Raw genomic sequence first — 23,355 nt, 5'->3', positions numbered from 1 at the left:
CACCATGCCCGGAACCGACCCGCTTCTCCTCGACGAGATCTCCCTCCTCCTGGTGTGGACGGCGGTCACCATCTACGTGCTGGCGTTCATCGCCTACGCGATCGACCTCGCACGACGCTCCGACCTCGCGCTGAAGGCGAAGGACGACGTCGTCGCCCGCGAGCTCGTCACCGCGGGGGGCGGGGGAGTGATCGGCGGATCCACCGGGTCGTCGGCATCCCCTGCCGCAGCAAAGCCCCGCTACCTCTGGGCGCGGCTGGGAACGGTGTTGACGGCCCTCGGGTTCGTGTTCCACCTCACCGCGACCGTGCTGCGCGGCATCGCCGCCGAGCGCGTGCCGTGGTCGAACATGTACGAGTTCGCGATGACCGGTCTGCTGCTCATCATCGCGGTGTACCTCGCCGTGCTCACCCGCTACGACCTGCGCTTCCTGGGCGCGCTGATGACGGGCCTCACCGTGCTGCTGCTCGGCGGGGCGACGCTCGCGTTCCACGTCGACGTCGTGCCGCTGGCCGACCCGCTGAAGTCGGTGTGGCTCGTGGTCCACGTGTTCGTCGCCAGCCTGGCCACGGCCCTGTTCGCCCTGGCGTTCGGGCTGTCGGTGGTGCAGCTCATCCAGACGCGCCGCGAACGCAAGCTCGCCGAGGCGGCGCCGTCGGACGACGCGCCCAAGCGCAGCTTCCTGCGGACGGTCCCCAAGGCCGACGCGCTGGAGTCGCTCGCCTACCGCTTCGCGATCGTCGGCTTCATCTTCTGGACGTTCACCCTCATCGCCGGGTCCATCTGGGCGAACGACGCGTGGGGCCGCTTCTGGGGCTTCGACACCAAGGAAGTCTGGACCTTCGTGATCTGGGTGCTCTACGCCGGATACATCCACGCCCGCGCGACCCGCGGCTGGCGCGGCACCCGCTCGGCGTGGCTGTCGATCATCGGCTTCACCGCCGTGCTGTTCAACTTCACGATCGTGAACGTGTTCTTCAAGGGCCTGCACGCGTACAGCGGTCTGACGACCTGACGCGGGCGTCGGTCTGCCCGTTGAGTGTCCAGGACACGCCGCGTGCCCGCTGTGCGTGGCGGCGTGTCTTGGACACTCAACCGTGTTGTGGCCGCTGAGGGGCGCGCGCCGAGCGCGGGCGGGGCTCCGTCGCGAACACGCAGAGAGCGGGCGGACGGTCGGTCGCGCACGCGCCGAACGCGGGCGGGCGCTCTTGCCGGGCCTCTGCCGTGGCTCGCGCCGCGGCCGGGGCTTGCCCGTTGAGTGTCCAGGACGCGCCGCGTGCCCGTCGTGCCTGGCGGCGTGTCTTGGACACTCAACCGTGTTGTGGCCGCTGAGGGGCGCGCGCCGAGCGCGGGCGGGGCTCCGTCGCGCACGCGCCGAACGCGGGCGGGCGCTCTTGCGGGGCCTCTGCCGTGACTCGCGCCGCGGCCGGGGCTTGCCCGTTGACTGTCCGAGACACGCCGCGTCCTCGCTGTGCGTGGCGGCGTGTTGTGGACACTCAACGGGAATCTGCGGCCAGCAGGGCACTGCGGACCGGCGCGACGATGAGCTGGTTCGGCGCGTCGAGATGATGCGCGAGGACGCGGACCAGGGTCCATCCCGCGTCGCTGATCGCCCGCCACCGGTCGGCGTCGCGGCGGAACTGCGCGGCTTCAGCGTGATGGCGCCCGTCGTATTCCACGGCGACGCGCTGCTCGGGGTAGGCCATGTCGAGCCTGGCGACGAAGAGCCCCGAGGCTGTCCGGAGCGTCCAGTTGAGCTGGGGCTCGGGCAGACCGGCATCCACGAGGACGAGACGCACGGCGCTTTCGCGCGGTGATTCCGCACCCGGGCGAACGAGACCGGCCGCCTCACGGAGCGCCACCGCTCCGCGCCGTCGGGCGCGCATCGCCACCTCCTCGAGGCCCGGCACCGGATCGCCCTGGGCCACGAGCCAGTCGCCGACCGCGACGAGGTCGTCCACGCGCAGCACGGCGCCGAGTTGCGCCCACGTCTCCGTTCGAGCGGTGACGGGCAGATCGTCGAGGAGGGTGATTCCGTCGGGCGGCATCACCAGGCGGTGTCCGGTGACCCTCGGAGTGCGGGGCTCTCGAGCGGGCGGTACCGCCGAGACGTGCAGCTCTTCGCCGTGCGGAAAAGGCAGCGGCATCCCCCACAGTGAGGCGGCCGTGACGTGGCTGAAGAACTGGCCACCCGACATCCGCGGGAGGTACGCGTGGCATCGCTCCGCGACGGATCCGAGTCCGGGGTCGTCGCCGGCGTACCGGACGCCGTGGAACGGCGACCGCAGGTCGCGAGCGCGGAGCCTTCTGGGCGGGATGCCGAGACGGTCCGCGTCGCGAACGTGGAACGCGGTGCCGAGCTCGGCGGGGAGAGGTCGAGGGCGCATGCCCGACAGCAGACACCGGGCACGGTGCCCCGCGCTGCGCGCCCCCGCCCCGCGTGTGGACAACCCTCCCTGTGGAGGACCCTCACGCGCGGCCCGCCCTCCGTTGAGTGTCCAGAACACGCCGCGGCCGGGGGCGGCTCAGCGGCGTGTCTTGGACACTCAACAGGGGGGGAGGGGGAGCGGGCTAGGCGACGGAGACCGCTGCGGCGCGCGCCGACGTCGTACGGCGACGCGTCACGATCAGCGTCGTCACCACCAGCGACAGCACGGCCCACACCACCAGCCCGGCGATGCCGGCGGCGACCCCGCTCGACGACGACAGGGCGCCGAGCATCGCGTCGTACACCGGGGCGGTGGGCATGAGCGATGCGGCGGCGGCGAGGGCCGGTGGCACCGTCGAGACGATCGTCGCCCCCAGGGCGAGGGCGCCGATCACCGCGGCGACCCAGCGTCCCGCTCCGCCGAACACGGCGACGAGGGCCTGGTGCACGGCGGCGAAGGCCACGCCCGCGGCGATGCAGATGACGGCGAACAGGGCCCAGTCGTCCCAGTCGTACTGGGATGCCACCTGCACCACGCCCGCGACCAGCAGACCCTGCACGGCGCCGACGGCAGCTGCGGGGGCGAAGCCGCGCAGGGCGACGAGCGCCGAGGGGCGTCGGCTCGTCAGCGCGCGCGCCGACACCGCCTGGAAGGCCACGAACGAGGCGAGCCCGCCGAACCACAGCACGGCCATGGCGAGCAGCGGAACGGCGGCCAGGCCGAAGAGCGAGTCGCTCGCGCCGGTGGCCGACACCGGGTCGGCGACGACGTCGGCGAGGGTGGTCGCCTGGGCGTCGGAGTACTTCGGCAGCTGCGACACGGCGGTGTCGAGGCCGTCGGCGAGAGACGTGGTGCCGGATGCCACCTGGCTCACGCCGTCGGCGAGTTGACCGGCGCCGTCCTGGGCGCCCAGGGTGCCGGATGCCAGTTGTGCGGCGCCGGAGCTGAGGGCCGACGCGCCGGTGCCGAACTGCCGCGCGCCGTCGGCGAGCTGGTTCGCGCCGCCGGAGAGGGCGTCGATGCCGCCGGCGATCGTGTTGATCCCCGTCTCGGCCTCGCGCGCCCCGCCGGCGAGGCCGGCTGCGCCGTCGGCGAGCTGCTGGTTGGCGTCGGCGATGGTGCGGATCCCGGCGGGGAGCTGCGAGGCCTGCCCGGCCAGCTCGCCGATCTTGGCCACCGTCTCGGTGGCCTCCGGGAGCGCCTTGTTGGCTTCGTCGGAGGCGTTGCGCAACGCCGTGCACTGCTCGGGGGTGCCGGTGCACTCGTCGGCCGCCTTCTGCAGGGCGGCGGCCGCATCGACCAGGGCGGTGTTCACCTGCGGGGCGGCCTGCGCCAGGCGGGTGGCGGCGTCTTCGAAGCCGGGCGGGATCTGGTCTGCGAGACCGTTGATCTGCGTGGCGAGCTGCTGATTTCCGGCGGCGATGCCGTCGGCTCCACTGGCCAGCTTGCCGACGCCGGTGGCGGCATCGCGCGTTCCCTGCGCGAGGGCGCCCGCGCCGCTCGAGAGCTGGGTGGCGCCGTCGGCCAGGGGTCCCGCGCCGCTCGCGAGCTGTCCCGCTCCGCTCGACAACTGCGAGGCACCGTCGGCGAGCTGACCCAGACCGTCGCGCAGTCCGGTCGCGCCGGAGGCGGCCTGCCCGGCACCGTCGGCGAGCTGGTGCGCCCCGCTGGCGGCGGTGCCCAGCTGGTCGCCGAGGGTCGTGAAGCCGAGGAAGACGTTCTTGAGGTACTGCGACGACAGCTCACTGCCGTAGACGCTCGAGGCGGTGGAGGCCAGGGTCGTGGTGATCGCACCGTCGACGACCCGGGCGTTGGGGGCCGTGGCGACGCCGATCGTGGCCTTCTCGGGGCTCTCTCCGGGGCGGGTCGACAGCGAGGCGGCCGTGAAGTTCTCGGGGATGGTCACGACGGCGGTGTAGGTGCCGTCGGCGAGGCCCGCCGCGGCATCCGCGTCGTTCGAGATGACCCAGTCGATGTTGCTCGACTGGTCGTCGGCGCCCTTGACCAGACCGCCGGTGAGCTGACGACCGAGCGGCACGAGCTGACCGTTCAGCTCGACGGCCTTGTCGTCGTTGACGATGGCGGCGGTGATGTTCTCGAGCCGGTCGGTGGGGTTGTACAGCGCGCCCACGAGGATGCCGCCGATGACGGCCGGCAGCAGCAGCACGCCGACGAGGGTGAGCCAGGTCACGGGGCGGCGCGAACGGGAGCGCTCGACGGGGAGAGTCATGCGAACACCTCGGAGAGATCGGCGTAGGTTTCGGGCTGCGGGGAATCCGGCGCGCGGTGGCGCCGCGGTGTCGGAAGGGCGAGCGAGGCCACGTCCGGGCGGTGCGCCTCGGCCAGCAGGGCGAGGGCCCGGCGTTCGTCGCGGGCCGACACGATGAGCGTGAACGGGGAGGAGTCCTCTCCCGAACGTTCGCGCGCCTCGGTGGCGGCGCGGCGGAGCACGTGGGCGACGTCGTCGCGGGTGTCGTCGTCGAGGCGGTCGACGTCGGACACGACGATGATGCGCGCGCGACCCGCGACCGCGTCGGCGACGGTGCGCGCGGCCTCGGCGGGGTCGTCGAGCAGGGCGACGCCGACGCGGGAGCGCACGGCTCCCGCGCGCTCGGGAACGAGCAGTCCATCGACGCGCAGACGCCCGTCGATGCCGGCGAGGCGCCCCGACAGGGCGAGGAGCAGCGTGCGGGTGGTGCGGCTCTCACCGGTGACCAGCAGGGTGCCGCCGAATCCGAGACGCAGCGAGACGTCGCGGAACACGGGCTCCTCGGCATCCGAAGCTCCGACCGTGCGAAGGTCGTCGGCGGCGACGGCCATGGCGGGCTCCGCCGGCCAGTCGGCGAGGCGCACCTCGCGCTCGACGGCTTCGCCCTCGACGTCGAGCTTCGGCAGCAGGCGGTCGAGCCAGCGCGGCATCCACCAGGCCTTGTCGCCCAGCAGGGCGAGGACCGCGGGCACGAGGGTCATGCGCACGAGGAAGGCGTCGACGGCCACGCCGACGGCCAGGCCCAGGGCGATGGGCTTGAGGCTCGAGTCGCCCTCGGGCACGAATGCCACGAAGACAGCGAACATGATGACGGCGGCCGCGACTACGACGCGGGCCGAGGCCGCGAAGCCGCTGCGCACGGCGCCGAGCGCCACCTCGCGGGGCGTGCGCCCCTCGCGATCCGCGTGCACGTAGTCCTCGCGCATCCGCGAGACCAGGAAGACCTGGTAGTCCATCGCGAGGCCGAACAGCACGCCCATCACGACGATGGGCATGAAGCTGATGATGGGGCCGACCTTGGCCACGTGCAGGGCGTCGGCGAACCAGCCCCACTCGAACACCGCGGCCACGACCCCGAACGAGGCGGCCACCGACAGCAGGTAGCCGCCGGCGGCGGTCAGCGGCACCCAGATCGAGCGGAACACGATCATCAGCAGCACGAGCGACAGGCCGACGACGAAGAGGCCGAAGGGCAGCAGGGCCGCTCCCAGCTGGTCGGAGATGTCGATGGTCACGGCGGTGTAGCCGGTGACGAGCAGATGGACGCCGAACTGGTCGTACAGGCGGTCCTCTTGCGCGCGGAGCTCCCGCACGAGGTCGGCGGTGCGGGGGTCGTCGGGGGCGGTCTCGGGCACGATCTGCACGATGCCGGTGTCGGCGGTCTCGTTCGGGGTCGCCAGAGCGACCTCGGCGACCCCGGGGATCTTCGCGATCTCGTCGCCGATGTCGGTCATGAGCGTCAGGGGGTCGTCCGAGGTGACGATCGTGCCGGTCATGATGAGCGGGCCGTTGGCGCCGGGGCCGAAGTACTCGTCGGTGAGCTCGTACGCGACGCGGGCTTCGTCGCCCTCGGGGAGCTGGCCGGCGTTGGGCAGGGTGAGCGCGAGGCTGGCGGCGGGGATCGCGGTGACCCCCAGCAGGCCGACGATCGCGACGGTGGTGACGACGGGATGCCGGGTGACCAGCCCCACCCAGCGCTTGGCCGGGCCGTTGCGTTCGGCGCGCGAGGCTGCGGCCGCGATCTTCTCGTCGCGCTCGACGGCGGCCTCGGCGGCCGCCGCGGCATCGTCGTCCGAGGTGCCGCGGGCGCGGCGGGAACGCTTCTCGGGCCGCTTGTACCCCCACCCGACCACGCGGTGCCCGGCGAAGCCGAGGAAGGCCGGGGTCAGGGTGAGTCCGACGCACACCGCGATCGCGACGGCGACCGATGCGGCGATCCCCATGGTGGTGAGGAACGGGATGCCGGCGAAGCTCAGGCCGATGAGGGCGATGAGCACGGTGATGCCGGCGAAGACGACGGCGGAACCGGCGGTGCCGACGGCGCGAGCGGTGGACTCCTCGGGGTCCATTCCCGCTCTCGTCTGGTCTTGATGTCGCGAGACGATGAAGAGGGCGTAGTCGATGCCGACCGCGAGACCCAGCATCACCGCCAGCAGCGGCGTGGTCGACGAGACGGTCGCGAAGCCGGTGGCGATGAAGATCAGGGCCACCGACAGGGCGACGCCGAGGATGGCGGTGGCCAGCGGCATACCGGCCACGAGGAATGAGCGGAACGTCACCATCAGCACGAGGGCGGCGATGAGCACGCCGAGGGCCTCGGTGAGGGTGGCGCCGGGGACCTCGCTGGCGAACAGCTGGCCGCCGAGCACGGCCTGCGATCCGCTCGGCAGGGCGGAGCCCAGGGCCGTGGCCGCCTCGCGCAGCCCGTCTTCGGTGGAGGCGGGGACGGCGGTGGCTTCTCCGGCGAATTGGATGCGCACGATCGCCGCGCGGTCGTCGTCGGCGATGCCGCCCGAGATGCGGGCGTCGTAGGGGTCGGTGACGGCCTCGACGAAGTCGAGCTTGCCGATGTCGCCGGTGGTGGTGGTGATGGCATCCTGGTACGCCTGGTCACGCACGCTCGCGCCGTCGGCAGCCACCACGATGATCTCGGCGCTCGCCCCGCTCACCTGGGGGAAGGTGCGCTCGAGCATCTCGAGACCGGCCTGCGACTCGGTGCCCGGGATGGTGAAGGTGTTGTCGGTGCCCTTGGCGAGCAGTGCCACCCCGCCGCCGGCCAGCACGAGCACCAGGAGCCAGGCGGTCAGAACGCGCCACGGGTGGCGGAACGACCAACGGCCCAGGGTGTACAGGAATGTCGACACGGTGGCTCCCACGATCGGTGAACGAGTCGATACATCACCGTATCGGATACATCAATGTATCGTAGTCGCCGAGGGGGTGGTCGTACCTGGATCTCCCCCGTGAACAGGAGGATGCGGATGACCGACACCGCCCCCGCACCGTCGCGCCGGCGCGAGAACACCCGCACCCGCCTGATGGACGCCGCCGCCGAGATGTTCGCCGAGGTCGGCATCGACTCCGCCTCGGTCGAAGCCGTCTGCGAGCGCGCCGGCTTCACCCGCGGCGCCTTCTACTCGAACTTCGCCTCGAAGGAGGAGCTGTTCCTCGCTCTGTGCGCCCGCTCGGCGGAGCAGACGATCTCGGCCGTCCGCGAGCGCGTCACCTCGATCGAGGACCGGGGACTGGATGCCACGGGCGAGGTGCTGCAGCTGGTGCAGGGAGTGCTCGAAGTCACCGGCGACGATCGCCTCGACGTACTGCTCGGCGCCGAGATCCGTCTGCAGGCGCTGCGCAACGCCGAGTTCGCCGCGGCCTACCTCTCGTCGAACCAGGCCCTGGGCGAGAGCGTCACCCAGCTCGTGCGCGACATCGCCGAGGCGCGAGGACTGGTGCTGCGGGTGCCGGCGGAAGCGGCGACCGAGCTGCTGCTGTCGGCGTGGGTGTCGACCGCCGAGACCGCCCTCATGATGCGGGTCTCGCCCGCGGCGTCGCACGCTCAGCTCGGCGAGCGCCTCGCGCAGATCGTGCGCCTCATCCTCGAGTGAGTTCGAGGGTGCGATAGCAGCGCCGCAGTCGCGCGAGCCACCAGTCGCGTCGCTCGTCGGGAGCGGCCACGCGATCGAGATCGACGGCCGAGGGGCGGGGACGCTCGACGCGCAGCATGCCCGCCCGGGGTACCAGCGGGGATGCCACGACGTCGGCGGTGAAGAGGGCGGCGGTGCCGAGCCCGCAGTCGTAGTCCAGCTGCGGAAGAGCCGCGGCGAGGGCGGCGCCCATCGCCAGGCCGATCGAGGTGTCGAGCGCGCTGGACACCACCGCCGGCAGGCCCGCCTGCGCCACGATGTCGAGCGCCGCGTGCACCCCGCCCAGCGGCTGTGCCTTGACGACGAGCAGGTCGGCGGCCCCGGCACGTGCGACCAGAAGGGGATCGGCGGCCTTCCGCACGCTCTCGTCGGCCGCGATCGGAATGTCGAGGTAGGCGATGCGCTCGCGCAGTTCGGCGAGCTCCTCGACGGCGGCGCACGGCTGTTCGACGTACTCGAGGTCGAACTCGGCCAGGGCGTGCACGGCCCGCTCGGCTTCGTCGACGTTCCACGCGCCGTTCGCGTCGATCCGCACGCGTCCCTCCGGACCCATCGCCTCGCGCACGGCCCCGACGCGCGCGACGTCGTCGGCGAGCACCTGCCCCGCCTCGGCGACCTTCACCTTGACCGTCCGGCATCCGTCGTACCGGGCGAGGATCCGCGCCACCTCGGAGGCTGCGACGGCGGGCATCGTGGCGTTGACGGGGATGGCGTCCCGCACCGCGACCGGGGCGGCGCGCCAGCCGAAGTCGAGGGCACCGGCCAACCAGGTCGCCGCCTCGGCGTCGTCGTATTCGGGGAACGGCGAGAACTCCGTCCATCCCTCGGGGCCCTCGAACACGACGGCCTCGCGCGTCTCGATGCCGCGGAACCGGGCTGCCAGGGGGAGGGCGACCACCCGCGCGGTGGAGAGGACGTCGGCGAGGGGGGGAAGAGACGTGGAGCTCATCCCCCCATCCTGGCCTCGGGGCCGGTGCCCGGGAATAGGCTGACCGCATGCTCTTCGATACCCCGGTCCGGCTCGGCGTCCAGATCCAGCCGCAGCACGTGCAGTACTCCGACATCCGCGACGCCGTCCTGCGTCTCGAGGAGATGGGCGTCGACGTCCTCTTCAACTGGGACCACTTCTTCCCGCTGTACGGCGACCCCGACGGCGAGCACTTCGAAGCGTGGACGATGCTCGCGGCGTGGGCCGAGCAGACCGAACGGGTCGAGTTCGGCGCGCTGGTCAACTGCAACAGCTACCGCAACGCCGACCTGCAGGCCGACATGGCCCGCACCATCGACCACATCAGCAAGAAGGGCGGCGACACCGGCCGCTTCATCTTCGGAACCGGCTCGGGCTGGTTCGAGCGCGACTACGACGAGTACGGCTACGAGTTCGGAACCGCGGGTTCGCGGCTGAACGCGCTCGCCACCGACCTCGACCGCATCGTCGACCGCTGGGGCAAGCTCAACCCCGCCCCCACCCGCAAGGTCCCCGTCATGATCGGCGGCAAGGGCGAGCAGAAGACCCTGCGCATCGTCGCGCGTCACGCCGACATCTGGCACAGCTTCGTCACCCCCGACGAACTGCCCCACAAGCTCGGGGTCATCGAGAAGTGGGCCGAGACCGAGGGACGCGACCTGTCGACCCTCGTCGTCTCGAACGAGCTGAAGGATCGCGACGAGTCCGACGCCGACGCCCTGTTCGAGGCGGGCACGCGACTGTTCACCCTCGGCTTCTCGGGGCCCGAGTGGGACTACTCGCTCATCGAGCGGTGGCTCACCTGGCGCGACGGCAAGAACGCCTGATTCCGGTCGGGCACCTGCGCGGCGAGGCGGGGGTTCCGGGCGACGACCGCCGGATCCGCCCGCCGCGTCGGGTCGTAGGGTGGAACGGTGACCGTCTCCGAGCTGTTCGACCCCGCCGAGTGGACGCTGGCGCCGGGCGCCGAGCGATACACCGACATCACCGCGCACGTCACCCACGACGGGCGGGTGGCGCGCATCGCGTTCGACCGGCCCGAGGTGCGCAACGCCTTCCGGCCGCACACGGTCGACGAGCTGTACTCGGCGCTCGACATCGCGCGACAGGATCACCGCATCGGCGTGGTGCTGCTCACCGGCAACGGTCCGAGCGCGAAGGACGGCGGCTGGGCGTTCTGCTCCGGCGGCGATCAGCGCATCCGCGGTCGCGACGGGTACAAGTACTCGCACGAGGAGCACACCGTGCACGACCCGGGTCGCGCGGGGCGTCTGCACATCCTCGAGGTGCAGCGGCTGATCCGCTTCATGCCGAAGGTCGTCATCGCGGTCGTTCCCGGGTGGGCGGCGGGCGGCGGCCACTCGCTCAACGTGGTGTGCGACCTGTCGATCGCCAGCGCCGAGCACGGCCGTTTCAAGCAGACCGATGCCGACGTCGGGTCGTTCGACGCCGGGTACGGGTCCGCGTACTTCGCCCGCCAGATCGGGCAGAAGCTGGCCCGCGAGGTCTTCTTCCTGGCCGAGGAGTACTCCGCCCAGCGCGCGTACGAGATGGGCGCGGTCAACCGCGTCGTCGCGCACGCCGAACTCGAGCGCGAAGCTCTCGCCATGGCCCGCACGATCCTCACCAAGTCGCCGACGGCCATCCGCATGCTCAAGTTCGCCTTCAACGCGGTCGACGACGGGCTCGTCGGCCAGCAGGTCTTCGCCGGTGAGGCCACGCGTCTCGCGTACGGCACCGACGAGGCCGCCGAAGGCCGTGACTCCTTCCTCGAGAAGCGCGACCCCGACTGGTCCGACGTCCCGTGGCACTACTGAGCCCCGGATGCCGTCGAGCCGAGCGCTCATGAGGCTCGAGGCTCCGGCATCCGGCGATCCCCGCGACGTGCTGCGCGCCCTGCGTACCGCGGTGCTCGGCGCCGGTCCCGCGGTGTCGCTGGGGGCGGGGGCGGACCTGCCCGCGGACGTCCCCCCGGGAACGGCCGCCGTGGTCACCACGTCGGGATCGACCGGCGTGCCGAAGTCGGTGCTGCTCAGCCGCAACGCCCTGATCAGCAGTGCGTATGCGACGGCGGCGCGCATCGGTGAGGGCGCCTGGCTGCTGGCCGTTCCCGCCACCTACGTCGCGGGGGCGCAGGTGCTCGTGCGGGCTCTGCTCGCCGATCGCGAGCCGGCGGTCGTCGCGGGTCCCTTCCGCCCCGAACCGTTCGCCGCCGCGGCGCTCGGCATGGCGTCGCACGAGAACGGCGCCCGGGTGCCGACGTACACCTCGCTGGTCCCGGCCCAGTTGCAACGACTGCTGGATGCCGCCGACACCGATCCGACGGTGGCGAAGGCGCTGCGCTCGTTCGAGGCCGTCCTCATCGGCGGTCAGGCCCTGGCGCCCACGGTGCGCGAGCGCGCCGAGACCGCGGGGGTGCGGATCGTGCGCACCTACGGTTCGACCGAGACCAGCGGCGGCTGCGTGTACGACGGGGTTCCGCTCGACGGCGTCGAGGTGGCCCTCGTCGACGGCGAGGTGCGCCTGACGGGGTCGATGCTCGCCGACGGATATCTCGGCGACCCCGCGCGGACGGCATCCGTCTTCCCCTCCGACGACGCCGGCACCCGCTGGTACCGCACGGGCGACGGGGGAGAGGTCGTGGACGGCGTGCTGAGCGTGACCGGACGCCTCGACAACGTCATCGTCTCGGGCGGGGTGAACGTCTCGCTCGATCGCGTGGAAGCCGCGGTGCGCGGCATCGCGGGACTCGAGAGCGCCGTCGTGGTGCCCGTCGCGGATGCCACCTGGGGCCAGGGGTCGGCGGTGGTCGTGCCGCGGCCGACGCCCGCCGCCGACGCCGAGCTACTCGAACGGGTGCGCGCGGTGGTCGCCGACGCGGTCGGGGCGCCCGCGCGTCCGTCGCGTCTCGTCGTCGTCGACGAGCTGCCGACGCTGTCGTCGGGCAAGCCCGACCGGGCCGCCGTGCGCGCGCGCCTCGCGCAGGATCCGCGGGGCTGACACCCGGGAGCGGTGGCGTCGCCCGGCTCGCGGGTCGACCGGTCCGCGAAGGGGGACGGTGACCACGGGCTTAGGATGAGCCACCGTGGCAGCACAGTCTCGTAAGCGTTCGACGTCGTCCTCGAAGCGTCGCCCCGGCGGCAACCCCCAGAAGCCGAAGGGCGGTGCACCGCAGGCCGTCGCGCCGGCCACGGCCCGCGACTGGATCGCGGCGGCCCGCATTCGCACGCTGCCGCTGGCCATCACCCCGGTGCTCATCGGCACCGGTGCGGCCACCCTCGTCGACGACCGGCTGCACGGGGTTATCGCCCTGGCCTGTCTCGCCGTGGCGTTCGCTCTGCAGATCGGCGTGAACTACGCCAACGACTACAGCGACGGCATTCGCGGCACCGACGACGTGCGCGTCGGGCCCGGCCGTCTCACCGGCGGCAAGAAGGCGAAGCCGCGGACGGTGCTGATCGTCGCCCTGGCGTTCTTCGCGCTCGCCGCGGTGATCGGGCTGGCCCTGATCATCCGCACGGGGCAGTGGTGGTTGCTGCTGGTCGGCGCCGTCTGCATCGTCGCCGCGTGGTTCTACACCGGCGGCAAGCGCCCGTACGGCTACAACGCGATGGGCGAGCTGTTCGTCTTCGTCTTCTTCGGTCTCGTCGCGACCCTGGGCACGACGTGGCTGCAGGTGCAGTCGTTGCCGCAGGAGGCCTGGCTGGGCGCGGTCGCCGCGGGCCTGCTCGCCTGCGCGGTGCTGCTGGCCAACAACCTGCGCGACATCGAGCAGGACCGCCTCGCGGGAAAGCGCACCCTGTCGGTGCTCATCGGCCGCCGCGCGACGCAGGTGCTGTTCACCCTGTTCGTCCTCGCGCCGTTCGGGATCGCGGTGTTCCTCGCGTTCGTGTACCCGGTGGCGTGGCTGACCCTGGTCGCCCTGCTCGGCGGACTCGCGGCGATCCTCATCGTCTGGACCTACCGCACCCCGCGCGAGCTCATCACGGCGCTGCAGGTGACGAGTTTCACGTCGGTCGCCTACGGCGCCCTGCTCTTCTGGGCCTTCGCGTTCTGAGCCCCGGCGGATTCAAAGTACGCGCCGGCGGTCAGCGAAGCGGAGCGTCGCCCTCGGGGGTGCCGGTCGCGGGGGCGTCATCGTGCCGCGTGGCATCGACCACCGCGTCTTCGGTGTCGGCGTCGGTCTCGGCGCCCGTACGGCGCCCGGTGGCGGTGCGCTGCGCGCGACGCTCGGCCAGACCGCCGGTGACGCTGTCGAGCGGGCGACGCAGGAACAACAGCGACAGGCTCAGGCCGATGAGGGCCGCGAAGATCGCCGCGAGCCAGGGCAACTCCTGGAACACGGGGAAGAACAGCAGCACGACCAGCGGTACGAGGAACGCGAGCAGTCGCAGCACGGTGTAGACGAGGGCCGAGCGAGCACGCATGCACCCATCCTACGGCGGCCTCGGAAACCGCCGGCGCCCGGCCCGCGTCCAGCGGGCACACGTAGACTCAGGTCATGGCACGGTTGCTCCTCATCCTCGCGCTCGTGGCGACCGTCTTCTGGGTGTACACGATCGTGGACTGCGCCGTGCAGCCGGCGGGACGTCACCGCGGCGTCAACAAGGGCGCATGGATGGCCATCGTCATCCTGCTGCCGGTGCTCGGCGGCATCCTGTGGTTCGTCATCGGTCGCGGTCGTGCGAGTCAGCCCGTGGTGAGACGCGCTCCCGACGACGACCCCGAGTTCCTGGGCCGCATGTCCGACACCGCTCGCGCCGATCAAGACGAGCGCATCCGGCGGCTCGAAGAAGAGTTGGCGCAGCTCGACTCCGAAGCCGACGACCCTCGCGCCCCGAAGCCCACCGAAGACCCGGGCGACATCCCGGGCAAGGGCGACGACGACACGCTCGGCCAGCGCGGCTCCGTCGGCTGAGCCATGACCTCGTCGAACAACCGCTCCGCCGCGCCCGCGACCGACGCCGCCGCCGCTCTGCTCGCGGGCCTCGTGTCGCGCGGGGTGCGGCACATCGTCGTCAGCCCGGGGTCGCGCTCGCAGGCGCTCGCGCTCGTGGCCGCCGACCTGGAACGCGCGGGTCTGGTGCACCTGCACGTGCGCATCGACGAGCGCGTCGCCGGCTTCACCGCCCTCGGGATCGGACGTGAGACCGGGATGCCGGCGGTCCTCGTCTGCACCTCGGGTACCGCCGTCGCCAACCTGCTGCCCGCCGCCCTCGAAGCCCATCACGCCGGGGTGCCGCTGGTGCTGCTCACCGCCGACCGGCCGCCCGAGCTGCGCGGCGTCGGCGCCAACCAGACCACGCGCCAGCCGGGGCTGTTCCGCTCGGCGGTGCGGTTCGAAGCAGACCTCCCCGTTCCCGAGACCGTCGACGACGACGGGTCGTCCGCCCAGACCGCTGACGCCGACGCCCTGGCGGCTGCGACGCTCGCGGCCGCACTCGGTGAAGGCGCCCGGGTGCCCGGACCCGTGCACCTGAACGTGCCGTTCCGGGAGCCCCTCGCCGGCGCCGTTCCCGCGTGGCTCGCCGCGCGAGCGGCATCCGGGATCGCCCCCTCGTCCGACGCGCAGAGCGACGCGCTCGGTGATGCGGAGGCGTCGGGAGCGCTGTACCAGGGCGGCGGCGGCATCGGTGTCGCCGACGTGGCCCCCGAGATCGAGGACGCCCACACGCTCGCGCCGGGACCGCGCACCGTGGTCGTCGCCGGAGCGGATGCCGGAGCGGCGGCCGAGCAGTTCGCGCACGACGGGGGCTTTCCGCTGGTGGCCGAGATCGTCAGCGGGGCTCGTTTCGGCCGGCAGATCGTGCACGGCTACCGGGCGCTGCTGAACGACCCGGCCCTCGGGGGACGCATCGAGCGCGTGGTCGTCTTCGGGCGTCCCACCCTGAGCCGCGAGGTGACGCGCCTGCTGTCGCGAGACGACGTCGAGGTGATCGCCGCCCGCGGCCCCGGAGAACCCGTCAACCTCAACGGCGCCACGATCGCCGTCGACCTGGTCCGCCCTCACCCCTCGTCGGGGGACCGCGTCTGGCTGGGGGAGTGGATGCGCGCCTCGCGCGACGCTGCCGTCGACCTGTCGCCCCCCGCTCCCGACGCCGACGGCCTGGCCTCGGCCGTTCCGCACGAGCGGCTGGGCGCCCTGAACGCCGAGGTGCAGGTCATCCGTGCCCCCCTCGACCGGGCGACCCTCGTCGACGCGGTCTGGCGGGCCACCTGGCCCCACGATCGCCTCATGTTCGGTTCCTCGCGTCTGGTGCGCGTGGCCGACCAGGTGCTCGGCGGCAAGAAGGTGGCCGTGCACTCCAACCGCGGCCTCGCCGGCATCGACGGCACCATCGCCACGGCGACCGGCGTCGCCCTCGCCAGCCAGATCGAGGAGCGCCCGGGCGTGACCCGCGTGCTGCTGGGCGACCTGGCCTTCCTGCACGACGTGGGCGCGTTGCTGCTGCCCCCGGGCGAAGACGAACCGCGCCTGCAGGTCGTGGTCGGCAACGACGGCGGCGGCACGATCTTCGACGGCCTCGAGGTGGCCGGCATCGCCGGCTCCGACGCGATGGCGCGCGTGCAGTACACCCCGCACACCGCGCGCCTCGAGCAGCTGGCCCTCGCCTTCGGCTGGGAGTACCACCGCTGCACCACCCGCGTCGCACTCGACCAGGTGCTGACCTCGCCGACCGGCGGTCGCCAGCTGATCGAGGTTCCGCTGCCGCGTTGACGGGCGGGACGTCGACGCGTCAACCACTGGCGCGTGCCGCCGACGCCCCACACGATGGGGACATGAGCACACGCCGCAGATGGTCCACGCCCGCCTCCGACGCGCTGCGCGTCGAGCCCGGATTCCGCCTCACCGACATCGACCCGCGATCGACGCCCGGCTACGACGGCGACAAGACCGACGGCAAAGCCGACCTCGACGCGGGCCGCGAACCCCTCGAAGCCCTGCAGGAACGCCTCTTTGCTCAGAGCGTGGCGGGCACCGCGACCGGCTCGGTGCTGCTGGTGCTGCAGGCCATGGACACCGCGGGCAAGGGCGGGATCGTGCGCCACGTCGTCGGCACGGTCGACCCCCAGGGCGTGGAGCTCGCGTCGTTCAAGAAGCCCACCGCCGAGGAGCTCGCGCACGATTTCCTGTGGCGCATCGAGAAGCGCCTGCCCGACGCGGGCCACCTCGGTGTCTTCGACCGCTCGCACTACGAAGACGTGCTGATCGGTCGGGTGCGCGAACTCGCCCCCGCCGACGAGATCGAACGACGCTACGGCGCGATCGTGAACTTCGAGGCGGAGGCGGCCGACCTCGGCATCCGAGTGGTCAAGGTCATGCTGCACATCTCGAAGGACGAACAGCGCGCGCGTCTCGCCGAGCGCCTCGACCGCCCCGACAAGCACTGGAAGTACAACCCGTCCGACGTCGACGAGCGGGCGCTGTGGGACGACTACATGCAGGCCTACCAGGTGGCGATCGATCGCACCTCGACACCCGTCGCCCCGTGGCACGTGATTCCGGCCGACCGCAAGTGGTACGCCCGCCTGGCCGTGCAGCAGCTGCTCATCGACGCGCTCACCGACATCGACCCGCGGTGGCCCGCGGCCGACTACGACGTCGAGGCCGAGAAGGCACGACTCGCGGCATCGTGACGCTCAGTCGGATCAGGCGAGGGCCTCGACGATGGGGCGGAACTTGACGCGGGTCTCGAGCAGCTCCGACTCGGGAACGCTGTCGGCGACGATCCCCGCACCGGCATAGGCCGTGATCGGGGCGGTGGGAGAGGACGGCGCCGCGCGGTCGACCTGCGCGCACCGCAGGGCGATGGCCCACTCGCCGTCGCCCGACGCTCCCGTCCACCCGACGGCGCCGGCGTAGCGGCCGCGATCGAAGGGCTCGAGGCGGCGGATGACATCCATCGCCGCGGCGGTGGGGGTGCCGGCGACGGCGGCGGTGGGGTGCAGCACCGAGATCAGGTCCAACGACGACGCGTCTTCGCTGAGGGTGCCCTCGACATCGGTCGCGAGATGCCAGACGTTGGGCAACTTGAGGGTGAAGGGCTGCTCGGCCGCCGCGAGCGCCGAGGTGTGCGGGCGCAGCGAGGTGAGCACGCTCTGCACCGCGAAACGGTGCTCCTCTTGATCTTTCGAGCTGCGCGTGAGGGCAAGGGATGCCGCGACGTCGGCGTCGGCGTCGCCGCCGCGCGCGGTGGTGCCCGCCAGAACGCGGGCGGTCACCGTGCCCTTCGACACGGTGACGAGTGTCTCGGGGCTCGCGCCGATCAGACCGTCGACCGCGAACACCCAGCAATCCGGATACCCCTCGAGCAGCGACCGGACGAGCCGGCGCAGGTCTGACCCGGCCGGAACGGTGCCCACGATGTCGCGTGCGAGCACGACCTTGCCCACCTCGCGGGCGCCGATGGCCTCGATGGCCGTGCGGACGGCATCCTGATACCCCTCGGCACTCTGGCGACCGGGACCCAGGGTCGCCGACCAGTGGGGGCCGAAGGGCGAGCGCGGGGGCAGCTCGGGTTCGGGTTCGTCGGGGGTGTCGTCGAAGGCGAGGCGGGTGACCCAGGCGCGTCCGCCGTGGCGCCCGACGATCATGCCGGGAACGCGCAGAACGTTCTCGCGCTCCGAGCGGGGGTCGAACACGAACGAACCGAAGGCGACGAGTCCGGTGCCCGGCAGCTGCACGGGGTCGTCGACCTCGGCGGCGGCGGCGATCGCCCGCCAGCGCGCCGAGATCGTGGCATCGCCCGGCTGGTGCCCCGTGTAGCGCAGCGTCAGCAGGTCGCCGAAGGCCGCCAGCGATTCTCCCCGCCGCGTCCAGAACAGGGGATCGTAGGGGGTCGTATAGGCGAGCACGTCGTCCATGGGGGGCAGCTCGCGCGTGACCACGCGCAGGCGCGGCACGACGTCATCCGCGGGTTCCAGCACGTCTTTCAGCGTAGACCCGCGGCGCCGGCCGAGGCCGCGGACGCCGGGCGCGGAGACCGACGCCGGACGGCGTTTTAGACTCCGAGCATGGATAATCGCCCCGCTCCCGGCACCCGCCTGCTGTTCGAGTGGCGCAAGTGGGACGGCTCGCCGCACTGGGTGCAGGACAGCGTCTACCTCGGTTCCGACGAGTGGGGCGAGTGGTTCGGCCAGCAGGTGGGGTGGCGCAGCGAACGGCCGGGCGCGGCCTTCGTCTGCCGCGAGCCCAACGTGACCCTGGTGCCGGCGAGCGCCGACTGGGCCTTCACCCACAACGCCGCACCGCATCCGGTCGCGGTGTACATCGACCTGGCGTGGGATGTGCGCTGGGGCGACGACGGCGTGCCGCGCGGCATCGACATGGACCTCGACGTCGTGCGCCGTACCGACGGCCGCGGCACCTGGGTCGACGATCGCGACGAGTGGGACGAGCACCGCGTGCGCTACGGCTACCCGGCCGAGATCGTGACGCACCTCGAGGCGACGGCGCTCGATCTCGAGCACCGCGTGCGCGAGGGGGTCGCCCCGTTCTCGGATGCCGTCACCCGGCCCTGGCTCGATCGGCTCGCGGCGCTGGCAACCCCCGGCGACCGCCAGGGTGACCCGGCCTAGACTCGACGGGTGAGCAGCGACCCCAACCGCGCCGACCTCGGTAAAGACCCGCAGCGCGTCAGCGGCATGTTCGACCAGGTGGCAGCGGCCTACGACCGCACCAACACCGTGCTGAGTCTCGGCAACGACCGTCTGTGGCGCGCCGCGACGCTGCGCGCCGTGGCCCCGCAGCGGGGGGAGCGCATCCTCGATCTGGCCGCCGGCACCGGCACCTCGTCGATGGCGTTCGTCCCGAGCGGTGCGCACGTCGTCGCCGCCGACTTCTCGCGCGGCATGATCGCCGAGGGGCGCCGCCGCCACGGCGACGTGCCCAACCTCGAATTCGTGCAGGCCGACGCCACCGACCTCCCCTTCGCCGACGCGGAGTTCGACGCGGTGACGATGTCGTTCGGTCTGCGCAACGTCAACGACCCGCGCCGGGCGCTGCGGGAACTGCGCCGGGTCACGCGTCCCGGAGGACGCATCGTGGTGTGCGAGTTCTCGCATCCGCCGTCCCCCGTCTTCAACGGGCTCTACCGCTTCTACAACGACCGGGTGCTGCCGATCGTCGCGCGCTCGGTCAGCTCGAACGCCGAGGCCTACGACTACCTCAACGAATCGATCCGCGACTGGCCCGATCAGCCGACGCTCGCGCGGTGGATGCGCGACTCCGGCTGGGACGACGTGGCCTACCGCAACCTGACGTTCGGCATCGTGGCGCTGCACCGCGGCGTCGTCGCGCAGAGCGCGTGACGCGCCGGAGGCCCCGGCCCGGGGTGTCACCCCGTCGAGATACTCGCGGCGGGGCGCAACGGCGCCAGGATAGGGTGAAAGCGTGACCCCGAGACCGCCCGCGGCCGGCACCCGCCTGTCGGGCAAGCTGGGCCTGAGTGACCGCATCTTCGCAGGCCTGCGTTCGCGCACCCTGCTCTCCACCGTCGAGGCCGGTCTCGCCCAGGTCGAGGGCACCCTCGAGGGCGAAGTCCGAAGCGCCGACCGTCTGGCCGACGTCACCGCCCGGTACCTGTACGAGGCCGGCGGCAAGCGCGTTCGCCCGATGCTCGCCATCCTCACCGCTCAGCTCGGTCGCGGAACGACGCCCGAGGTCATCGAGGTCGCCACGGCGCTCGAACTGACGCACCTGGGCTCGCTCTACCACGACGACGTCATGGACGGCGCCGACAAGCGCCGCGGGGTGCCCAGCGCCCAGACGGTGTTCGGCAACAACATCGCGATCCTCACCGGTGACCTGCTGTTCGCCCGCGCCAGCCAGCTCATGGCGCGTCGCGGTGAGCGCGCGATCCAGCTGCAGGCCGACACGTTCGAGCGTCTCGTGCTGGGCCAGATGCACGAGACCGTCGGCCCGCAAGAGGGCGACGAGCCCGTCGACTTCTACCTCAGAGTGCTCGCCGACAAGACCGGTTCGCTGATCGCCGCGGCCGCCCAGTCCGGCGTCATCTACTCGGGCGCCCCCGAGGAGTTCGAGAAGCCCATGGTCGTGTTCGGCGAGAAGGCCGGTGTGGCCTTCCAGCTGCTCGACGACGTGATCGATCTGTCTCCGGATCCCTCCGAGACCGGCAAGGTGCCCGGCACCGACCTGCGCGCGGGCGTGCCGACCATGCCGTACCTGCTGCTCGGTCACCGCTCCGACGCGGCCTCGGCCGACCTGCGTTCGCGCATCGACGAGGGCCAGGAGCGCATCGCCGCCGGGGCAGACCCCTCGATCCTCGACGCCGCACTCGCGGAGCTGCGCGATCACGAGACCACGCACGAGACGCTGAAGCTCGCGCACCAGTGGTCGCAAGAGGCCATCGACGCCCTCGCACCGCTGCCCGACGGCGCCGTGCGTGAGGCGCTGACGCGCTTCGCCCGCGCGGTCGCCGACCGCTCGGCCTGAACTTTTCCCACCCCCCCCCGATCCCGATCGAGAGGACCCCATGACGAAGCTGCGCCTCGCCATCGTCGGAGCCGGCCCCGCCGGCATCTACGCGGCCGACATCCTGCTGAAATCCGAGCGGCAGTTCGACGTGTCGATCGACCTGTTCGAGCAACTGCCCGCACCCTACGGTCTCGTGCGCTACGGCGTCGCCCCCGACCACCCGCGCATCAAGGGTGTCGTCACGGCGCTGCGCGAGGTGCTCGACCGCGGCGACATCCGCCTGTTCGGCAACGTGCGCTTCGGCGAGGACATCACCCTCGACGACCTCAAGCAGCACTACAACGCGGTGATCTTCTCGACCGGCGCGATCCGCGACGCCGACCTCGACATCCCCGGCATCGACGCCGAGGGCTCGTACGGCGCCGCCGACTTCGTGAGCTGGTTCGACGGCCACCCCGACGTGCCGCGCGAGTGGCCGCTCGAGGCGGAGTCGCTCGCGGTCATCGGCAACGGCAACGTGGCGCTCGACGTCACGCGCATGCTCGCCAAGCATGCCGACGACCTGCTGCCCACCGAAGTTCCCGACAACGTGTACCAGGGGCTCAAGGCCTCGCCCGTCACCGACGTGCACGTCTTCGGCCGCCGCGGTCCCGCGCAGGTGAAGTTCACGCCTCTCGAACTGCGCGAGCTGGGCGAGCTGCGCGACGTCGACATGGTCGTCTACGACGAGGACTTCGACTACGACGACGCGTCGCTGGCCGCCATCCAGACCAACAAGCAGGTCAAGGTCATCGACCGCGTCCTGCAGCAATGGCGCACCCGCCCGGGCGTGAACAACTCCGGCGGAGAAGCGTCGCGACGCCTGCACCTGCACTTCTGGGCCAAGCCCGTCGAGGTCGTGAAAGACGCCGAGGGCCGGGTGGCCGCGTTCCGGTACGAGCGCACGAAGCCCGACGCCGAGGGTGGCGTCGTCGGAACGGGCGAGATCCGCGAGGTGCCGATCCAGGCCATCTACCGCGCGGTCGGCTACTTCGGCTCGCCGCTGACCGGCGTGCCCTTCGACGAGCGTCACGGCGTCATCCCCAACCACGAGGGCCAGGTGCTCGCCGCCGACTCGAACGACCGCCTGCCGGGCGTGTACGCCACCGGGTGGATCAAGCGCGGCCCCGTCGGCCTCATCGGACACACCAAGTCGGATGCCATGGAGACGGTGCGCCACGTCATCAACGACCAGGGCGAATGGTGGCAGCCGGCCCACCCCGAAGAAGAGGCCATTCCGGCCCTTCTCGAGGAGCGCGGCGTGCGCTGGACCGACCTCGACGGCTGGCACCGCCTCGACGAGCACGAAGTCGCCCTCGGCGCCCCGCACGAGCGCGCCCGCGTCAAGGTCGTGCCCCGCGACGAGATGATCTCGATCTCGCGCGGCGAGTAACCCTCACGTTTGCACAGCGAGCCGCCCCGTCCGCACGGACGTGGGCGGCTCGCTGTCTTTGAGGCGCCGACGGGCCGGGCCGAACTCCTGAGTCATCGCGCGCCACAGCCCCCTCGGCGCGCCGGCGAGCCCGCACGGCCCGACTTCTCAGGAGTTCGGCCCGCCGTGGGGGTATGCCGGCCCCCGCCCCGCATGCCTAGGCTGGGGCGATGGGGGAGTGGCATCCGGACGTCCTCGGCGACGGCTTCGAACAGCAGACCCTGCCGCTCGGCGACGATGCCGAGGGGGAGGTCGTCGCGACGCTCGTGCGCGCGCAGCCGCGCGCCGGCGCCCGTCTGTTCGGTGAGTTCCGCGACATCGACGTGCTGTACGTGCACGGGTGGTCGGACTACTTCTTCCAGGTCGAGCTCGCCCGGTTCTTCACCGATCGCGGTGCCCGATTCTCGGCGCTCGACCTGCGCAACTACGGCCGGAGTCTGCGGCCCGGGCAGGCGCCGGGCTACGTCGCGTCCCTCGACGTGTACGACGCCGACATCGCGGCGGCCCTGGAAGCACTGGGCACCGCGCGCGAGGGGCGACGGCTCGTGCTGCTCGGACACAGCACGGGAGGACTCACCCTGACGCTCTGGGCGGCGCGGCATCCGGGGGTCGCCGACGCCCTCGTTCTCAACAGTCCGTGGCTGGAGCTGCAGCTCGGCCCGCTCGGACGCCAAGCGCTCGCCCCGCTGGTGAACGCCCGCGCGCGATTCGACCCGCTCGGCACGCACCCGGTCGTCGACCTCGGCTTCTACACGCGCGCGCAGCGTGAGCTGGGGACCCTGCCCGACAGTCCCGAGGGCTGGCGCCCGGCGCAGGGGTTCCCCACCCACCCGGGCTGGTTGGCCGCCGTCATCGCGGGGCACGCGCGGGTGGCATCCGGCGTCGACGTGGGATGCCCCACCCTCGTGCTGTTGTCGCAGCGCTCGACCTCGGCGCTCGGCTGGAACGACACGATGCTCTCGAGCGACTCGGTGCTCGTCGTCGACGACATCGCGCGCGCGGCCACCCGTATCGCCCGCACGGTGACGATCGCGCGCATCGACGGGGCGCTGCACGACGTGTTCCTGTCGGCGCCCGAGGCGAAGGACGCCGCGTTCACCGCGCTCGAGACCTGGATGACGCAGCTAGCGTAGAA

General features: G+C 72.1%; 20 protein-coding genes. 14 read left to right on the top strand and 6 right to left on the bottom strand.

Going from position 1 to position 23,355, the window contains the following annotated elements; all coding sequences use genetic code 11:
- Window positions 1-4: 4 nt before the first annotated feature.
- Window positions 5-1,015 carry a c-type cytochrome biogenesis protein CcsB gene (gene ccsB / locus ASG45_RS14430; protein WP_055839090.1) on the top strand — a complete coding sequence of 337 codons (1,011 nt, stop codon included), beginning with the start codon at window positions 5-7 and terminating at the stop codon, window positions 1,013-1,015.
- A gap of 481 nt (window positions 1,016-1,496) precedes the next feature.
- On the opposite strand, the gene ASG45_RS14425 is transcribed toward ccsB, so the two are convergent.
- The 3 genes from ASG45_RS14425 to ASG45_RS14415 form a co-directional block, all read right to left on the bottom strand.
- Window positions 1,497-2,387, bottom strand: a complete 891-nt coding sequence (locus ASG45_RS14425) for an endonuclease domain-containing protein (RefSeq protein ID WP_055839087.1) — start codon at window positions 2,385-2,387, stop codon at window positions 1,497-1,499.
- Between the two features lie 184 nt (window positions 2,388-2,571).
- The gene (locus ASG45_RS14420) at window positions 2,572-4,659 is read right to left on the bottom strand and encodes a YhgE/Pip domain-containing protein (protein WP_055839084.1); all 2,088 of its coding nucleotides are present in this window, start codon (window positions 4,657-4,659) and stop codon (window positions 2,572-2,574) included.
- On the bottom strand, window positions 4,656-7,562 hold the full coding sequence (locus ASG45_RS14415; protein WP_055839579.1) for an MMPL family transporter: 2,907 nt from the start codon (window positions 7,560-7,562) through the stop codon (window positions 4,656-4,658). The genes ASG45_RS14420 and ASG45_RS14415 overlap by 4 nt, the downstream gene beginning before the upstream one ends.
- A gap of 117 nt (window positions 7,563-7,679) precedes the next feature.
- Between ASG45_RS14415 and ASG45_RS14410 the strand changes: the two genes are divergently transcribed.
- On the top strand, window positions 7,680-8,306 hold the full coding sequence (locus ASG45_RS14410; RefSeq protein WP_055839081.1) for a TetR/AcrR family transcriptional regulator: 627 nt from the start codon (window positions 7,680-7,682) through the stop codon (window positions 8,304-8,306).
- Here the strand turns inward: ASG45_RS14410 and ASG45_RS14405 are convergent.
- Window positions 8,293-9,294 carry an o-succinylbenzoate synthase gene (locus ASG45_RS14405; protein ID WP_055839078.1) on the bottom strand — a complete coding sequence of 334 codons (1,002 nt, stop codon included), beginning with the start codon at window positions 9,292-9,294 and terminating at the stop codon, window positions 8,293-8,295. The two genes, ASG45_RS14410 and ASG45_RS14405, sit on opposite strands and share 14 nt — an antisense overlap.
- A 47-nt stretch (window positions 9,295-9,341) precedes the next feature.
- Between ASG45_RS14405 and ASG45_RS14400 the strand changes: the two genes are divergently transcribed.
- The 4 genes from ASG45_RS14400 (at window position 9,342) to ASG45_RS14385 (ending at window position 13,369) form a co-directional block, all read left to right on the top strand.
- On the top strand, window positions 9,342-10,139 hold the full coding sequence (locus ASG45_RS14400) for an LLM class F420-dependent oxidoreductase (RefSeq protein ID WP_055839076.1): 798 nt from the start codon (window positions 9,342-9,344) through the stop codon (window positions 10,137-10,139).
- Between the two features lie 87 nt (window positions 10,140-10,226).
- Complete coding sequence (locus ASG45_RS14395; RefSeq protein ID WP_055839072.1) at window positions 10,227-11,129, top strand: 1,4-dihydroxy-2-naphthoyl-CoA synthase; 903 nt, start codon at window positions 10,227-10,229, stop codon at window positions 11,127-11,129.
- 28 nt (window positions 11,130-11,157) lie between these two features.
- Window positions 11,158-12,312: an AMP-binding protein gene (locus tag ASG45_RS14390; RefSeq protein ID WP_055839070.1), complete on the top strand. Its 1,155-nt coding sequence runs from the start codon at window positions 11,158-11,160 to the stop codon at window positions 12,310-12,312.
- 85 nt (window positions 12,313-12,397) lie between these two features.
- Entirely contained in the window at window positions 12,398-13,369 is a 972-nt protein-coding gene (locus tag ASG45_RS14385; protein ID WP_055839066.1) for a 1,4-dihydroxy-2-naphthoate polyprenyltransferase, read from the top strand.
- A 31-nt stretch (window positions 13,370-13,400) separates the two neighbouring features.
- On the opposite strand, the gene ASG45_RS14380 is transcribed toward ASG45_RS14385, so the two are convergent.
- A complete protein-coding gene (locus ASG45_RS14380; RefSeq protein ID WP_055839063.1) occupies window positions 13,401-13,739 on the bottom strand; it encodes a DUF4229 domain-containing protein in 339 nt (112 codons plus the stop codon).
- Between the two features lie 74 nt (window positions 13,740-13,813).
- Between ASG45_RS14380 and ASG45_RS14375 the strand changes: the two genes are divergently transcribed.
- From ASG45_RS14375 to ASG45_RS14365, 3 genes are all read left to right on the top strand, one after another.
- A complete protein-coding gene (locus ASG45_RS14375) occupies window positions 13,814-14,230 on the top strand; it encodes a PLDc N-terminal domain-containing protein (RefSeq protein WP_055839060.1) in 417 nt (138 codons plus the stop codon).
- 3 nt (window positions 14,231-14,233) lie between these two features.
- A complete protein-coding gene (gene menD, locus ASG45_RS14370) occupies window positions 14,234-16,030 on the top strand; it encodes a 2-succinyl-5-enolpyruvyl-6-hydroxy-3-cyclohexene-1-carboxylic-acid synthase (protein ID WP_055839057.1) in 1,797 nt (598 codons plus the stop codon).
- 62 nt (window positions 16,031-16,092) lie between these two features.
- Window positions 16,093-16,950 (top strand): polyphosphate kinase 2 family protein, encoded by an 858-nt coding sequence (locus ASG45_RS14365; RefSeq protein ID WP_055839054.1) that lies wholly within the window; start codon window positions 16,093-16,095, stop codon window positions 16,948-16,950.
- A gap of 12 nt (window positions 16,951-16,962) precedes the next feature.
- Here ASG45_RS14365 and ASG45_RS14360 read toward each other — a convergent pair whose 3' ends face one another.
- Window positions 16,963-18,177: an isochorismate synthase gene (locus ASG45_RS14360; RefSeq protein ID WP_055839576.1), complete on the bottom strand. Its 1,215-nt coding sequence runs from the start codon at window positions 18,175-18,177 to the stop codon at window positions 16,963-16,965.
- Between the two features lie 150 nt (window positions 18,178-18,327).
- Between ASG45_RS14360 and ASG45_RS14355 the strand changes: the two genes are divergently transcribed.
- The 5 genes from ASG45_RS14355 (at window position 18,328) to ASG45_RS14335 (ending at window position 23,353) form a co-directional block, all read left to right on the top strand.
- The gene (locus ASG45_RS14355; protein ID WP_055839051.1) at window positions 18,328-18,891 is read left to right on the top strand and encodes a DUF402 domain-containing protein; all 564 of its coding nucleotides are present in this window, start codon (window positions 18,328-18,330) and stop codon (window positions 18,889-18,891) included.
- Between the two features lie 9 nt (window positions 18,892-18,900).
- Window positions 18,901-19,623, top strand: a complete 723-nt coding sequence (locus tag ASG45_RS14350; protein ID WP_055839048.1) for a demethylmenaquinone methyltransferase — start codon at window positions 18,901-18,903, stop codon at window positions 19,621-19,623.
- An 82-nt stretch (window positions 19,624-19,705) separates the two neighbouring features.
- On the top strand, window positions 19,706-20,767 hold the full coding sequence (locus ASG45_RS14345; RefSeq protein WP_055839045.1) for a polyprenyl synthetase family protein: 1,062 nt from the start codon (window positions 19,706-19,708) through the stop codon (window positions 20,765-20,767).
- A gap of 40 nt (window positions 20,768-20,807) precedes the next feature.
- Window positions 20,808-22,181, top strand: coding sequence for an FAD-dependent oxidoreductase (locus tag ASG45_RS14340; RefSeq protein ID WP_055839042.1), 1,374 nt, complete (start codon window positions 20,808-20,810; stop codon window positions 22,179-22,181).
- Between the two features lie 209 nt (window positions 22,182-22,390).
- Window positions 22,391-23,353: an alpha/beta hydrolase gene (locus tag ASG45_RS14335; protein WP_055839039.1), complete on the top strand. Its 963-nt coding sequence runs from the start codon at window positions 22,391-22,393 to the stop codon at window positions 23,351-23,353.
- Window positions 23,354-23,355 lie beyond the last annotated feature (2 nt).

The organism is Microbacterium sp. Leaf436 (genome assembly GCF_001424715.1).
Classification (GTDB): domain Bacteria; phylum Actinomycetota; class Actinomycetes; order Actinomycetales; family Microbacteriaceae; genus Microbacterium.
Note: the sequence above shows the minus strand (reverse complement) of the source record. Positions and strands in the feature narration are given on the sequence as shown.